The 14,507-nt window shown below is 47.2% G+C and carries 15 protein-coding genes; 5 read left to right on the top strand and 10 right to left on the bottom strand.

Annotated features, from left to right (window positions below; all coding sequences use genetic code 11):
* The first annotated feature begins 4 nt into the window (after positions 1-4).
* Genes ACKFKH_RS15800 through ACKFKH_RS15780 form a run of 5 tightly spaced genes read left to right on the top strand, consistent with a single transcriptional unit; the run spans position 5 to position 8,030 of the window.
* Positions 5-370, top strand: coding sequence for a response regulator transcription factor (locus ACKFKH_RS15800; protein ID WP_446859274.1), 366 nt, complete (start codon positions 5-7; stop codon positions 368-370).
* Positions 371-384: 14 nt separating this feature from the next.
* Positions 385-924, top strand: coding sequence for a chemotaxis protein CheW (locus ACKFKH_RS15795; RefSeq protein WP_446859273.1), 540 nt, complete (start codon positions 385-387; stop codon positions 922-924).
* Complete coding sequence (locus ACKFKH_RS15790) at positions 894-4,484, top strand: GAF domain-containing protein (RefSeq protein ID WP_446859272.1); 3,591 nt, start codon at positions 894-896, stop codon at positions 4,482-4,484. The genes ACKFKH_RS15795 and ACKFKH_RS15790 overlap by 31 nt, the downstream gene beginning before the upstream one ends.
* A 17-nt stretch (positions 4,485-4,501) precedes the next feature.
* Positions 4,502-7,561, top strand: coding sequence for a response regulator (locus ACKFKH_RS15785; RefSeq protein WP_446859271.1), 3,060 nt, complete (start codon positions 4,502-4,504; stop codon positions 7,559-7,561).
* Positions 7,562-7,571: 10 nt separating this feature from the next.
* Entirely contained in the window at positions 7,572-8,030 is a 459-nt protein-coding gene (locus ACKFKH_RS15780; protein ID WP_446859270.1) for a chemotaxis protein CheW, read from the top strand.
* A gap of 203 nt (positions 8,031-8,233) precedes the next feature.
* Here ACKFKH_RS15780 and ACKFKH_RS15775 read toward each other — a convergent pair whose 3' ends face one another.
* The 10 genes from ACKFKH_RS15775 to ACKFKH_RS15730 form a co-directional block, all read right to left on the bottom strand.
* A complete protein-coding gene (locus ACKFKH_RS15775; protein ID WP_446859269.1) occupies positions 8,234-9,100 on the bottom strand; it encodes a transglutaminase family protein in 867 nt (288 codons plus the stop codon).
* Between the two features lie 89 nt (positions 9,101-9,189).
* Positions 9,190-10,143, bottom strand: coding sequence for an alpha-E domain-containing protein (locus ACKFKH_RS15770; protein WP_446859268.1), 954 nt, complete (start codon positions 10,141-10,143; stop codon positions 9,190-9,192).
* A gap of 127 nt (positions 10,144-10,270) precedes the next feature.
* Positions 10,271-10,504 carry a hypothetical protein gene (locus ACKFKH_RS15765; protein ID WP_446859267.1) on the bottom strand — a complete coding sequence of 78 codons (234 nt, stop codon included), beginning with the start codon at positions 10,502-10,504 and terminating at the stop codon, positions 10,271-10,273.
* Complete coding sequence (locus ACKFKH_RS15760) at positions 10,504-10,791, bottom strand: type II toxin-antitoxin system HigB family toxin (RefSeq protein WP_446859266.1); 288 nt, start codon at positions 10,789-10,791, stop codon at positions 10,504-10,506. The genes ACKFKH_RS15765 and ACKFKH_RS15760 overlap by 1 nt, the downstream gene beginning before the upstream one ends.
* 155 nt (positions 10,792-10,946) lie before the next feature.
* On the bottom strand, positions 10,947-11,318 hold the full coding sequence (locus tag ACKFKH_RS15755; protein WP_446859265.1) for a type II toxin-antitoxin system RelE/ParE family toxin: 372 nt from the start codon (positions 11,316-11,318) through the stop codon (positions 10,947-10,949).
* Positions 11,311-11,550, bottom strand: a complete 240-nt coding sequence (locus ACKFKH_RS15750) for a hypothetical protein (RefSeq protein WP_446859264.1) — start codon at positions 11,548-11,550, stop codon at positions 11,311-11,313. The genes ACKFKH_RS15755 and ACKFKH_RS15750 overlap by 8 nt, the downstream gene beginning before the upstream one ends.
* Before the next feature lie 129 nt (positions 11,551-11,679).
* Positions 11,680-11,814, bottom strand: coding sequence for a hypothetical protein (locus ACKFKH_RS15745; protein ID WP_446859263.1), 135 nt, complete (start codon positions 11,812-11,814; stop codon positions 11,680-11,682).
* Positions 11,815-12,026: 212 nt separating this feature from the next.
* Positions 12,027-12,311 carry a type II toxin-antitoxin system RelE family toxin gene (locus tag ACKFKH_RS15740; RefSeq protein ID WP_446859262.1) on the bottom strand — a complete coding sequence of 95 codons (285 nt, stop codon included), beginning with the start codon at positions 12,309-12,311 and terminating at the stop codon, positions 12,027-12,029.
* On the bottom strand, positions 12,292-12,504 hold the full coding sequence (locus tag ACKFKH_RS15735) for a hypothetical protein (RefSeq protein ID WP_446859261.1): 213 nt from the start codon (positions 12,502-12,504) through the stop codon (positions 12,292-12,294). The genes ACKFKH_RS15740 and ACKFKH_RS15735 overlap by 20 nt, the downstream gene beginning before the upstream one ends.
* A 44-nt stretch (positions 12,505-12,548) precedes the next feature.
* A partial coding sequence (locus tag ACKFKH_RS15730; RefSeq protein ID WP_446859260.1) for an NACHT domain-containing protein occupies positions 12,549-14,507 on the bottom strand: 1,959 nt, incomplete at its 5' end.

The following is a 14,507-nucleotide window of genomic DNA, read 5'->3' as shown; positions in this document are numbered from 1 at the left end:
GCTCATGACTACGATCCTTTTAGTTGAAGATAGTTTGACAGAAACCACAGTGCTCACCTACTACCTTAAACAAGCAGGGTTAGCAGTAATTAGTGTGACTAGCTGTGAAGAAGCTCGAATCAAGCTTGGCTTAAATAAACCAGATCTGGTTATTCTCGATGTGATCTTGCCAGGGCAAAGCGGGTTTGAGTTGTGCCGCGAACTGAAGACACAGGCGAGTACTTCACAAATCCCGGTCGTCATCTGCTCAACCAAAGGAACGGATGTCGATAAGATGTGGGGAGCCATGTTGGGAGCTGATGCTTACCTCCCTAAGCCTGTAGACCAGAAAGAGTTTACGAACATCATCCTTCGTTTAACGGCTGTTTAGGAAGCCACTCTACAATGCAATCCTTTGATTTAGTACACACCATCAGTAACCTGAGCGCGCTACTCTTAGCGCCTCCTCCTCCAGACACTCGTCAACGGCTGCTCTGCTTTCCTCTGGGGACTCAAGATAGTGTGCTCCTGCCTCTAGAACAAATTACAGAAATTCTCAGTCTCGATCGCTCAGGCATTTTACCCGTTCCCGAAATGCCAGACTGTGTAATGGGAATCTGTAACTGGCGAGGAGAAATGCTCTGGCTAGTAGACTTTAATAACTTTGTGGGTTACCCTTCTCCGCTGTTCACGCACTCGTTGGATGCGATCTCGATCATTGTGATTCAGATCAATCATCAGTCGATCGGGCTTGCAGTTCCCCAAGTCGATGACATTCAACTACACGATCTCCAGCAACTCCAGCCAGCCACGATCGGGTTATTTCCTCCTAAGCTATTGCCTCTTGTTCAAGGTACGTTACCTGGGTGCAGCGATGCGGTCTTAGATCTCAAAACTATCGTTCATTGCCCCCTATGGAAAAAACACCCAGGCGGAGAGGGTTGAAGTTTTTTGCTTTATCCGCTTCTCCAACCGTTCGATTTGTGAGGCAGCTCGTGGGCAGTGACCCCTCACAAGCACCAGAAGTTATTGATACACACCCTGATGCCAGCTTGACTACCCAGGAAATAAGGCTGGAAGCTGATTCCCACACTTTTCAACTAGACGATCTCGATGACTCACACCATGAGCGTGCTGATGCAAGTTTGACTGCTCAGGAAGAGGAAGTTTCTCATTTTTCTCAACTAGACGATGATGCACAGACACCAACAATCATGCAAAAACTAGAGCAATCTGAATCAAGTCACAATCCTAGTTACGAGATTATCCACCCACCTACCTACGAGACGACTCATCCAATGCCAAACTCGATCCATAGCGGCGAGACACTGACCGAAAACGCTGATCACTCTGCTCTGAGTTGGTTAGTTAACATTGCTAACCAGATGCGCCATGCTGAAACAGTAGAGCATCTATTTGAAACTACTGTGTCTGCGGCTCGACAATGTTTGCAAACCGATCGAGTACTGATTTATCGCTTTGAAAATAACCAACAGGGTGTTGTCTTAGCTGAGTCGATGGTTAACGGCTACACGCCCAGTTTGAAGGAGTTTTTACCTGCGATCGCGTTTGGAGCCAAACAAGCACAAGACTATCAACAGCAAGCCTTTATTGCTCTAGAGGATCAAGAATCTCTGACCCCTCATCAACTTCAGCTACTAGAACGGTTTCAGGTGAAGGCTAGTCTTAGTTTCCCAATCTGGGTCGAGGAGCAACTCTGGGGGTTATTAGTTGCTCAACGCTGTGCTGACTCGCGCAAATGGCAGGCGTTTGAACTAGATCGACTTAACCAAATTGCTAAAGAACTGAGACTCCATCTTCAGCCTGTCGTCGCGCGGGCCCAAAAGCAAAAGAAAGTTGAGCAAGACCGGATTATTACAAGAGTTATCAATAAGATTCACCAGTCTCAGGATGTGTCCAGTGTCTTTCAGACGACGACTCACGAAGTTCGGCAGCAGTTGAAGTGCGATCGCGTTGCTGTCTATCGCTTTAACCCTGATTGGACAGGTCAGTTTATCTCAGAATCAGTAGGCAAAACCTGGACTGCACTGGTCGGACTTAATCTGGAAACCGCCTGGAATGATACCTACATGCAAGAGACGCAGGGCGGTCGTTATCGCAACCATGAATCGATCGCCATTGACGATATCTACAACGCAGGTCACAGTCCCTGTCACATTGAGATTCTAGAAGGGTTTGAAGTCAAAGCTTATGCCATTGCCCCAATCTTTGATGGAGACACCCTGTGGGGCTTGCTGGCTGCCTACCAAAACTCAAAACCACGCCATTGGGAGCCGACTGATGTCAGTTTGCTGGTTCAAGTTGGTCAGCAGTTTGGGCTGGCACTTCGACAAGCAGAATCTTTGGAGCAAGTACGATCGCAATCCATCCAGTTAAACCGGGAAATTGAACATGGGCAAGCAATCACCGATGTCATCGACAAACTGCGCCAAACCCTGGAAGTAGATGCCATCTTCAAGACGGTCACTCAAGAGATTCGCAGACTTCTCAATGTCGAGCGGGTAACGATTTACAAGTTTCGCTCAGACTTTTTGGGCGACTTTGTAGCGGAGTCAGAGGCTAAAGGCTTACCTCAACTGGTCGGGAGTAGCTGGGAAGACCCTTACCTTCAGGAACACAAAGGCGGTCGATTTCTCAATAACGAACCCTTAGTGATCGATGATATCTACAATGCAGGTCTCACCGACTGCCATATAGAAGCTTTAGAGAACTATGGCGTTAAAGCTTGTCTGGTGGTTTCTATTTTCCACGGGCAAGAGCTTTGGGGGCTACTGTCGGCGTTTCAAAATAGCAAGCCTCGACACTGGGAAGAGGAAGACATTCGGCTAATGATGCGCGTGGCGGCTCCTTTTGGATTTAGCCTACAACAGGCGGAGTACATCGAACAACTGCGAACTCAAGCCAAACAGTTGGCAAGAGCCGTCGAACAGCAACAGTTTACCGCCAAGGTGGTTGAGCAAATTCGGCAGTCGCTTGATTTAGAGAAGACCTTCAAGACCACTGCTAGAGAGATTCGAGGCTTTTTGGAAGTCGATCGCGTTGCTCTGTTCAAGCTCTACCCTGAATCTGGCTACACGATCGGAGAAACTATCGCCGAGAGTGTTAAACCCAGTTTTGTTTCAGCCCTGTCTATTAAGGTTGAAGACCACTGCTTTGGCGATGGATTTGCGGAACACTACAAAAAAGGGCGAGTCTGCGCGATCGATGACATTTACAATGCAGGGCTAACGGATTGCTACATCGAAGTACTTGCCCAGTTTCAAGTAAAAGCCGATCTGGTCGTAGGCGTTCTTAAAGGTGAGGAACTGTGGGGCTTGTTGTGTATTCACCATTGCAGCGAACCTCGACATTGGCAAGAAACAGAAATTGAATTTATCAAACAGATTGCCGCTCAAGTCGGCGTTGCAATCCAGCAGGGAGGTTATGCCCAACAGCTAAAAGAACAATCGCAGCAGTTAGCAGAATCAGCCCTACAAGAGAAGACCGCGAAAGAGCAGCTTCAGCAAGAAGTCATTCAAGTCTTGATGTCAGTCCGACCCTCGTTAGAAGGTGATCTGACGGTTCGCGCTCCGGTTACAGACACCGAAGTTGGAACGGTTGCCGATGCTTACAACAATACTCTAAACAGTTTGCGACAAATCGTTATGCAGATGCAAACTGCCGCCAGTCAGGTCACCCAGACAACTCAAACGAGCGATACATCTATTACAACGCTGACTGCTCAAGCTCAAGAACAACTCCACTCAATCGACCAAGCTCTCCAACAAGTGCAGACGATGGTTGACTCAACAGGAGCAGTGGAAATTAACGCCCAGCAAGTAGAAGCCGCAGTCCAACAAACCAACCAGACTGTTTTGGCGGGGGATGCTGCGATCGACCGCACTGTCGAGGAGATGGAAGACATTCGAGAAACCGTTGTAGAAACCAGCAAGCGGCTCCAGCGTCTGAGCGAATCTTCTCAAAAGATTTCTAGAGTTGTCAGCTTGATTGGTAACTTTACGACTCAGACCCAACTACTAGCACTGAATGCGTCGATCGAAGCCACACGAGCCGGGGAGTTTGGGCGAGGGTTTGGCGTAGTTGCCGATGAAGTGCGATCGCTGGCTCGACAGTCTGCGACGGCTGCCACCGAGATTGAGCAGCTTGTTCAAGAGATTCAGGCAAGCACGGCTGAGGTGTCTACTGCAATGGAGGTCGGAATTCAACAGGTGGAGTCAGGAACCACGGTTGTGAATGAAGCTCGGCAAAATCTAAATGAGATTGTCAGTGCGACGGCTCAAATTAGTCAACTGGTCACAGGCATTACGCAAGCCACTCAAGCCCAGACTCAGCAGTGTCAATCAGTGACCCAAACAATGTCGAAGGTAGCCGCGATCGCTCACAAAACTTCTGAAGATTCGGTGACGATTTCTGCATCCTTTAAGCATCTCCTGGCAACGGCTCAAGACCTGCAATCTAAGAGTGAACAATTCAAAGTCAACTAGCGTATTGGACTTCTATCATGTCCCTAGACCCTACCATCCGCGAGCAAACCTATCAATACTTTCTCCAAGAAGCCCCCGAACTCCTGCACGCGATCGAAGAAGGCTTGTTGAGCCTCAAAGAAAACTGGGGCATCAATCAAGTCAACAACCTGATGAGAGCTACCCATACTCTCAAAGGGGCTGCGATGAGCGTAGGCTTAGAGACTATCTCCGTTGTCGCTCACTCTTTAGAGGATATCTTTAGAGCGCTCTGTCAGCCCAATGTCTCCCTTGATCTGGAGTCCGAAGCGCTACTGTTTGAGGGCATGGAGTGTCTGCGCCTGCCTCTCATGGCTCAACTCACAGGCAGATCGGTTGATGATGCTGAAATTCTCGATCGAGCCGCCACCATTTTTTCTCAACTACAAGGGAAACTGGGAGACTGTTTTGGTCACGAGGCTTATCTGCCGACTTCAACTGATTTGGGCTTTGATTTGACGCAATCTTTGTTTGAAGTTGGAGTCACCCAGCAGCTAGAGCAAATCAAGACGGCGCTAGACAGTCAATCACCTGAGAAAATTGCCACGACCCTGCACACTCAGGCTGAAATTCTCTTAGGGTTAGCCGAATCTTTGAATTTAGCTGGGTTTGGGGCGATCGCTCACACTGTTCTCACCGCTTTAGACAATCACCCGGAACAGTCTGTGATCATCGCTCAAACTGCGTTAGTAGACTTTCAAGCAGGACAGGCGGCTGTACTCGCGGGCGATCGAAGTCAGGGGGGCGAACCTTCGATTGAGCTACAACAACTAGCAAATCTTCCGCCTCGTGCGAATACCTTCTCACTAGAGGCTGGACTAGAAGGCAATGAGTTGTTAAGCGAGGAGCCAAACGCGCCTCTTCTAGAAAGCATCTGGGGAATGCAGTCTACAGTAGACGAGCCAGCGATCGAGCTAGGAAAACTCATGGCCTCATCAGAGGTCAGAAGTGAGCAAACTACCAAGGAACACGCTTCTCCCCAACCGGAGCGATCGACGACTTCTCTCAATTCCTGGTCTCAAAAAGATTCAGCTTCACTGTCTCCTAGTGTGCGAGTGAGCGTCAAACATCTTGACCACCTGAATTACTCAGTCGGAGAACTCGTCACCACCCAAAGTCGTCAGGCGCTCCAGACCGAGCAACTACAGTCTGCGAGTAAAACGCTGCTCACCCAAATCAAGCAGCATCAACAACTCCTCAACCAACTTCAAAATCAGTCTGACCATCAGGTAACTTTGCTAAAACAATCGCAAACCGGGAATCCTACAACTTCTCGTTCAAGGTCTTCTAAAGCGGCCCATAGAGCTTCTAAGAAAGGGAAGGTACACCAAACTCGCTCTGATTTCTTAGCGCGGGACTATGGGAGTAATGCTGCGTTGATTCAGACAATTTTGGATCACGTTGTGCAGTTGGCAGAAACAGCGGATGCCATTGATTTGTTAACGCGCGAGTCTAATCAAACACTCGAAAAACAACATCAACTGCTAACCTCTATTCAGAGTGCTTTGATCGAAGCCCGAATGCTACCGCTGGGCGAGATTTTTGGTCGCTTTCCTAAGACTTTGCAACAGCTAGAAACTCTGCACAACAAGCCCGTCTCGCTAAAACTACAAGGAAACGATGTTTTGGTAGACAAGGCGGTTGCTGAGAAGCTATTTGACCCCCTGCTTCATCTAGTTCGCAATGCGTTTGACCACGGGATTGAGGCTACCCAAGTTCGCCAACAGCGCGGTAAATCAGAGAAAGGGCAGATTAAAATCGCTGCTTACTACCAGGGAAGGCATCTGGTGATTGACGTGCAGGACGACGGAAATGGACTAGATTTTGAGCAGATTCGACAACGTGCGATCGAGCGACAACTCCTCTCATTCGATCAAGCACATCGTCTCAATCCAACTCAACTAGCCGATTTACTGTTTGAGCCAGGGTTTTCTACGGTGTCTCACATCAGTGATTTGTCTGGGCGCGGTGTTGGGCTGGATGTTGTGCGAAGTCAGTTACAATCTCTGCGCGGGTTAGTAACGGTTGAGTCTGAACTACATCAAGGAACTACGTTTAGGTTACAAATTCCGCTGAGTCTAACGATCGCTCAATTGTTTGTCTGTGAAGTTGGCTCCAAAACCTATGCTTTGTTAGATGATGCCGTCGAGCAAATTCTACTTCCGCTTGCTAGTCAGATTCAGGAGCGCAATGGGGGTAAGTTTCTCCGTTGGACTAAAGGCACAGATGAGAAGGTCGCTCCTATCTACTCGTTGACAAGCATTCTGGAGTATGATGCAATCCCAGCTTCCCAACCTTTTCAGTCTCCTGCTCTTACTCAGTCAGTCAATCCTGTGATTGTGATTCGCTGTCAAGACACGCTGCTGGGGTTAGAGGTCGATCGCTTAGTCGGCGAACAACAGTTGGTTATTCGTCCTTTAGGAACCATGATCGGGTCGCCAAACTACCTGCACGGAGCCGCTGTTTTAGCTGACGGACGATTGGCCTTAGTGATGGATGGGGCGATGTTGCTGCAAAAAGTGTTTGATCAGCAGCGCGACATTGGAATTGAGAACAGTTGGGCAATGTCTACGGTTGCGTCACTTCCAGAAAACAGGCAGCGATCGCTGCTTCAATCTCAGTTCACGTTTCCAAACCTCCCAGCTTCAGATACCAGGTCAGACACGCGCATTCTAGTAGTAGATGATTCCATCACAACCCGCGAATCTCTAACGCTGACGCTGCAAAAAGCGGGCCACCGTGTGTTTCAGGCTCAAGATGGTTATGAAGCCCTTGAGCAGTTTCAACGTCAGTCTGAGATTCGCTTGATCATTTGTGATGTTGAAATGCCTCGAATGAATGGATTTGAGTTGCTGAGAAGCCGACAACAAATCCCTCAGTTAGCAGACATTCCGATTTTGATGCTGTCGTCTCAGAGTGGTGAAAAACATCAAACACTCGCCGCGCAATTGGGAGCAACCGCCTATATGGTCAAGCCTTATATGGAGCACAAACTGTTAGCGATCGTGTCAGAGCTACTAGCCAGAAATGTACTCAATGCTGTATCCGAGCGAGGATAATCTGAAACCGATGCAAAATGAGTCAAAAGCGGAGAAGTTTATTGCATTTGCTGTGGAGGATTATGATCTGGCGCTGCCGATCGCTGAAGTTCTGCAAGTGGTCAGGTGTCCTCTCAGCACAGATCCCAAAGTCGACAAAATGGGGCTAGTGCAGATTGGTCAGCACATGGTTCGAGTTTTAGATTTGCACCAGCAGTTAGGAGCAAAACCGACCTCACGGCCTTTTTTATTGATTGCACACAGTTTTCCAGGAGAGTTTTGTGCAATTCCAGTCTCTGAGCCACCGAGTTGTATCGAGTTTTTGGGAGAGAACATGCAGCGACTACCGCAGTCTAGCCCGTTGTCTGGTGTGCTAGCGATCGCGAGTCATGCGCTGGTCATCCCCCACGAGGAAACGACAACGACTATTCTTCTACTAGACATCAAACGAATCTTAAACATGACGACTCCCGCTCTTGCACCAGGTTAAAGGACTAGATGAGATTGTTCATTCCGGTTATAAATTAACGTGAATTCGATGGCATCTTTCGTCTACGGTGATTAATCGGGTCAGCCCCCTAAATCTCTCAAGGCTGGGGGACTTTGAACCAGAAATCTGATCTAAAAGTCTCCCAAAGTTGGCAGTTTGGGGGGCAGAAGCGCTAAACAACACAGCGAAAAACCTGATTAAACTCACGTTCCTTGAATTTGCAGGTGATACTTCATCTCAGATTGTATGCCGCCTGTTTGTTTGAAGCTACCAGAGATGGGGGCGGCGTAACTAGACAGGGAACTGGCAACTAAGGCAATGTGACGATCGCTCACTGCTAACCCATGCGTCGGATCATAGCCTCGCCAACCTGCTCCCGGTAGATACACTTCTGCCCAGGCGTGGAGGTGACGATCAGCGCTGTCCAAATCGCCTTCTTGATAGCCGCTGACAAATCGGGCAGCCAGTCCGATCGCTCGACACACTTCGATAAACAAAACAGCGAAATCTCGACAGGAACCTTTCTTCTCGCTCCAGGTGACTCCGGGTGGGGTAGGTGCGCCTGTTTCGCGGATCATGTATTGGCAGTTTTGGTAGATGCACTGATTGAGTTCTCCTAAAAATTGAATCGGGTCACTTTGGGTAGTTTGCTGAATCTCCTGGGCTAGCTGTAGGGCGATCGGGTCGATGGCAGTGGGGTACTTCAACCCTTGTCCGATCAGATATGGCTGAAGTTGGGAGAGCAGTGAGGAAGGATAGTCGATCGGCAGTTTGAGTGCCCAAGACTCCATTAGATAGTTAAAAGGATTGCTCTGATGAGTGATGACCTGTGATTGAACTGTGATCGCTAGGGAGTCTGTAAGCGTTTGCGGAAACCATAGTTTGATCAGCGTGTTGCCATCTAAGTCCGTGATGTCCGATCGAGACAACGGGGTGGGAGTGACGGTCAGCATGAACATTTGCAGGGTTTGCCAACCATCCGATCGCGGTCGCAATCGCACCAGATGAGGCTGCAACATCACAGGCTGACTGTAGGTGTAAGTGGTAGTGTGAGTGATTTGGTAAAGCAAAGAGAGAAGGGATGAGGGATGAGGGATGAAATGGGTAGTTTGTGATCGCTGAAGGTGGGACGGTGTTTCGGGGACTCAACCCGCATTTTTTATCCGATCGGCTCCAGTGCAAAGAATGTCTCGAAGATCTTTTTACCAACATCGTTAGTGCGTCCTTGTAGATTGTCGAGAAATTCATGAAGGCCAGTGTGAACGATTTCGTCGATCGTGATGTAGTCTAAGTCCGATCGCAATCTTCCTAGAGCGCGTTCGACTGGGCTGTTCCAGGTTCCCGGTGGCGTGCCCGTGATTTCGTGGAGCGATCGTTCGGCTTGCTGGATGCAAAAACGAATCGATCGGGGGAATTCTCGCTCTAAGACCAAAAATTCTGCAACCGACTGGGGCGAGATGCGGTGGAGTCCTCGTTTGCGATACATCTCGTAGGCACTGGCTGACTTGAGCAAGGCCATCCATTGCAACTCATCTAATGTAGTGCCGACATCTTTGACCGACGGGAGCAAGATGAAGTATTTCACGTCGAGGATGCGGGTGGTTTTGTCGGCGCGTTCGAGAAATCGTCCAATTTGCCCAAAGTGCCAACCTTCGTTGTGGGTCATGGTGGCGTTGCTGACTCCGACAAAGAGATGACTGGCGAGTTTGACTTCGACAAAAAAGTCAGAAAGATTAGACAAGGACTGATTCTCTGAGGCTTCTTTGACCAGGAAATAAAAGGCGTTAACCTGCTGCCACATTTCGGAGGAGATGATTTCTCGCACCGATCGGGCGTTGTCTCGTGCGGACTGAAGGCAAGACAGGATTGAGTTGGGATAGGCGCGATCGAAGGTCAAAAATCGAATCACGTTCTCTTGGGTGGCTTCGCCGTACCGTTCTTTGAACAGGGGCAAGTCTCCGGTTGTCATCACCAACGGTTCCCACTGTTGTCCCAATCCCAAAGGCGAATCGAGCAGCAGGGTCAAATTCACATCAATGAATCGAGCAATGTTTTCGGCCCGTTCGACATAACGATTGAGCCAGTAAATTGAGTCAGCAACGCGACTAAGCATAAGAGAGGTTGGAGATGAGATTTTTGCCGATTGGTTTATCGTAAAGGACTGTTGGCGCGATCGCTTGCGGGTAACTCGAAGAGATCGCTCCTCAGTTCGAGAGTTTCGGGATGGGTAAAACCGTAAGCTACGCCACTTCTTCTAACTTAGGAACGTGTTCAGCTTCATAGTTTTCGATTAAGACACCGATTACATCCATCATCGAAGCAAGGGGATGATCTTCATTTTCGCCGACTTGATCAATCAGACTATCAAGTAGTTTGACTAGGCGATCGTATTCTTGTTCGGTATGAGGAACAAAAACTGTCTCTGCAATGGATGACCAGGCAACAATTGTTTGATCTAGATTAAGGTTTTGCATTATTCTTCCCACCTATCATCATCGTATTCGCCATGAGTTAATACAGCCCGAATATAAACTTTTTTGCGATTGTAATGAATCGCTGCAATGAGTCTAACTTTGTTACCTCCAATATTGAAGACAGTTAATTTCCCGACTTGATCGGCAGATGGAGAGAGTTCACGAAGTTCAACGAATGAATCAAATTCATCTTGCTTAATGAGCTTATACCACTGAGCCAGAGCGTTTTTTGTATCTGGATGCAGTTTGGCAAATTCATTAAGCCGTTTGCGTGTAATCACATGCATGTTAGTTTGCTCATGCGTCCTCCATTTTTGATTTTACACTTTGCATTTTTAATTGTTCCTGTACCCATGTTCGGAGTTACTCGTCGGGTCGTTGAGGGAGCGTCGTGCAGCAGTTTGAGAGTTTTGGGATGGGTAGAATATTGGTGAGGAAAGCTTCAGACATTTGTTTCTTCAAAAGTTGTGTTAAATCCTTTGATGATTTGACGAATCTCATCTACTTCTATATCTGACTGGTCAGACTTTGAGTAAATGTCTAACAAAACAATCAACTCAGTAGATACGATCCAGTAAATTAGACGATAGCCACCACTTTTCCCTTTTTGACTGTCGCTGTTTTTGAGCCTCACCTTCATAACTGTGGAACCAATACCAGGAATTTGATTTCCTAGAGATACTCCAATTTGCAATTGCTCAAGAATGGGCTGAAGATCAGCTCGAATTTGGCGATACTTCTTGACTAATGCTTTCAGCTTATGTTGAAACTCAGGAGTCAGTCTAATCTCCACCAAGGATGCGTCGTCAGTCAACTTCAATACCCTCCCAAAGTTGAGAAAGAGGTAGGGTTTGTCCGGTTACTGCTTGCTGCCAGGAGTTACGAAAGCTTTCTGTTGAAAAGTTTGTATCTGCTTCCGGCGTGGCTTGATTTTCCAGAGAATGGGTTTGTTGAATGATGGTGGATAGTGTTTTTAGAAGTTCAAGCTGCTCTGCGAATGAAAGCGACTGAGCGAGATTAATCGCTTGTTGAAGTTGCGATGTCATGGCATGTCCTCCATTTGTAATTCTATAGTTTGAATTTTTAATGCTCCTGTACCCATTGTCGCAGTTGCTCGTCGGGGTCGTTGAGGGAGCGTCGTGCAGCAGTTCAAGAGTTTTGGAATGGGTAAGCAATTAACCTTTCCAGTTTTCCTTTGCTCTGGAAAAAATTTCGTCCAATTGCTGCTCTTCGTAAATCTGACGAGAAATTTCTACATAGTCGGTTGAGTTGTGGTTGATCAAAGCTAGAAAGCGTAGAGTAGCTACCATGCCTAGCTCTTTCTTGAGAGCGGCGATCGCTTTGACTCAAAGTTGAGTATCGTTCAGGGTTGGGGTAGAGTCCGTCATGGGCTTTCTCTCCGAATATAGTTAACTGGATTCATGACTTCACAGGCTAATGCAAGTTTTCTGGCTTGCCGTGAGTTGCTCGATCGCACAGCAGTTTAAGGATTCTAGGATGGGTGCGATCGGGGGTATAGCAATTAATCTTTCTTGTAAATGTCACCTCTATTGCCAATGACATACACTTCGATATCACCAGAGGCGATATCAACTGTGAAAATCAGTCGAACTTTGCCAATTCGGAGCCTGTAGAAGCCTTCCCATTTCCCTTTCATCTGTTTGATGTCAAGTTCTGTAAACGGAATGATGCTTTGTTCTTCAACAACAATCAGCAGTTGATTCAGACCTGCTTGAATTCGGCTGAAGGTGCTAGGGTCAGCCTTCTCGATAAATTTGACTGCTTGTTTACGAAACTTGATTGCCATGCTTCACCCACGCTGTCATATCAGTCGCTTCATCTTCGTTATAATCAGCGGGCGAACCAAACTCGGCTTCTAGTTCTGCTTGTTCAGCATCATCAACATAGGGCACCAGGATTTTGCAGAGCATCAATCGCTCCTCCCGTAAAACTTCCCGCATAGTTTCTTTGATTAACATCTTCAGTTCTTGAATTTCCACGGTTTTCTCCACCAATTAAGTTTTGTCTTTCTGCGATCGTGTCTCTATTGTCTCTCACCTGCCATCTTTTCTAATTGCTCCTGTGCCCATTTTCGCAGTTGCTCGTCGGGGTCGTTGAGGGAGCGATCGTGCAGCAGCTCGATTGTTTTGGGATGGTTGGAATAATATCTGATAATATTCTCCAAAACTATTATTCTAAAATCTCTACTTGAATCTTTTGCACAATGTAAAAGGAATTCAAAACTGTGTGGAATATCTTTGTAATGATAAGCAATCGACTCAATTGCTCGCACAAGGAGAATCACTGATGGAGCATAATGTTCGATAGCCAAGGTAAGTAGTTGAGACATTTTTTTCTCTGTGTCATCAAGTACTTCTTCGGAATGTGCAAACTCAATCTCATCTTCCCGCATTGATTCAGACAGAAGGGAAAAAGCCTCTAAATATCCGGTAGGATCTTTATTAACAAGGCCTATGAATTCTGAGTGTCCTAAACTGTTAGGTTCATAAACGTATTGAAGTATCTTTTTTGTTCTCTCAAAAGCTTTAAGTCTTAAATGGAAAACGTCTTTCTTGCTGAAGACCTGAAATAAGCATTCGTTTGCTAAAAATATATTTATGAACTCTTTCGATTCATCATTTTTTTCAATCAAGAACTCAACTAGCTGACATGTAAAACTCGTGTCAACCACTCCACAAATCAGCCTCAAAACCTCATGCCAAGTTTCATCCTGCCAGTGTTGACCGAAGACCTCATCTCGCAATTGTTCAAAGGTCAAAGTGCGCGATTTCTCAAAGCGATAAACAATCTCCATCGCGCAAAAATATTCTAAAAAAGTGCGATGAACAAAGCCGTAGGTATCGGCACCCCGATCGCACAAAATCCAATTCCGATGCCGCAACTGATCGATTAATCTATTCGCCTTTTCACGCGGTTCACCAAAGCCCTGATCGCGCAAATAGTCGGTCAAAATTCGAGTCAGGCGATCGGCGCTAATCAAATTTCCCTTCAGCCCCTCTTCGCTAGTTTGCATTTCGTAAGCAATTAGGCGTAGCATTTCCTGTTTTTCTCGTCGCCCGATCGTATCCATCGGCAATTGCAATCGTTTGTGATCCACATCCCAGTGATAGAGCAGCACCCGTGAAGCTTGGTCGTAAAGATCGGCACGATCGCGCGGTAATTCCTGCCGTCGATTGAGAATTGCCATCATTGTCAGCAATAAGGGATTATCGGCTAAGTTTTGAATGGCTTTGGAGTTGGCGATCGCTTCTTTCAATCGCGTCACTAATCGTGGCTTATCGGCACCGTTGCCTAATGCCAGGGTATACCAGCGATCGATGAATTCATGAATCTCATCAGTATCGAGCGGCTGAATCGTAAAGTGACGGAAATTCGCGTGTTGTAGTCGTTCTGGGTTATAGCCAATAGTGCGCGTTGTAATCAAGATTTGCGCTTTCGGATATTGCTGGGCAAAGCGGATGATGTCGTCAATGATGGCGGATTGAGTGGAGCGATCGAACACCTCATCCAATCCATCAAACATCACCAGCGTTGAATGCTCCAGCAAATGCTGATCAAGTTGCTGTTGATCAAACTGCCAATCGACACCCCGCCCACGATGCAGAAAGTCTAAAAAGTTATTTACTGGCGCAACTGCATACTCTTTCAACTCAATTAATAGCGGCAATAATTTAGTCTTGCCCTCCACCCACTCCAGCGCCAGATATTGCAACAGCGTAGACTTTCCTGCCCCCGGATCGCCCAGTATTACTGCTCGTTGAGAATCTGCAACTGCCTCCAACACCTTCTGAAAGGGTTGCTGAAAGTAGTTTTGTCGATAGTGTTTTAGAGCTTCGAGAGACACATCAGATTCTAATTCTCCCTGTGCTTGAAGTTGACGCTTTAGATCTAGCGGCAGTTCGTATCGTGTTGGTGGTAATGCTTCTCGTAAGTAGGTGGGTAAAATTAATTGTAAGATAGAGAGCCTACTAAATTCTCCGAT

The organism is Phormidesmis sp. 146-20, from assembly GCF_052939475.1.
Note: the sequence above shows the minus strand (reverse complement) of the source record. Positions and strands in the feature narration are given on the sequence as shown.

Bases quoted from the DNA above. Each gene is read 5' to 3' on its own strand.
- ACKFKH_RS15800 (WP_446859274.1), top strand. From the start codon at position 5: ATGACTACGATCCTTTTAGTTGAAGATAGTTTGACAGAAACCACAGTG.
- ACKFKH_RS15760 (WP_446859266.1), bottom strand. From the start codon at position 10,791: ATGCATGTGATTACACGCAAACGGCTTAATGAATTTGCCAAACTGCAT.
- ACKFKH_RS15750 (WP_446859264.1), bottom strand. From the start codon at position 11,550: ATGACATCGCAACTTCAACAAGCGATTAATCTCGCTCAGTCGCTTTCA.
- ACKFKH_RS15790 (WP_446859272.1), top strand. From the start codon at position 894: ATGGAAAAAACACCCAGGCGGAGAGGGTTGAAGTTTTTTGCTTTATCC.
- ACKFKH_RS15765 (WP_446859267.1), bottom strand. From the start codon at position 10,504: ATGCAAAACCTTAATCTAGATCAAACAATTGTTGCCTGGTCATCCATT.
- ACKFKH_RS15740 (WP_446859262.1), bottom strand. From the start codon at position 12,311: ATGGCAATCAAGTTTCGTAAACAAGCAGTCAAATTTATCGAGAAGGCT.
- ACKFKH_RS15795 (WP_446859273.1), top strand. From the start codon at position 385: ATGCAATCCTTTGATTTAGTACACACCATCAGTAACCTGAGCGCGCTA.
- ACKFKH_RS15780 (WP_446859270.1), top strand. From the start codon at position 7,572: ATGCAAAATGAGTCAAAAGCGGAGAAGTTTATTGCATTTGCTGTGGAG.
- ACKFKH_RS15745 (WP_446859263.1), bottom strand. From the start codon at position 11,814: ATGGTAGCTACTCTACGCTTTCTAGCTTTGATCAACCACAACTCAACC.
- ACKFKH_RS15770 (WP_446859268.1), bottom strand. From the start codon at position 10,143: ATGCTTAGTCGCGTTGCTGACTCAATTTACTGGCTCAATCGTTATGTC.
- ACKFKH_RS15785 (WP_446859271.1), top strand. From the start codon at position 4,502: ATGTCCCTAGACCCTACCATCCGCGAGCAAACCTATCAATACTTTCTC.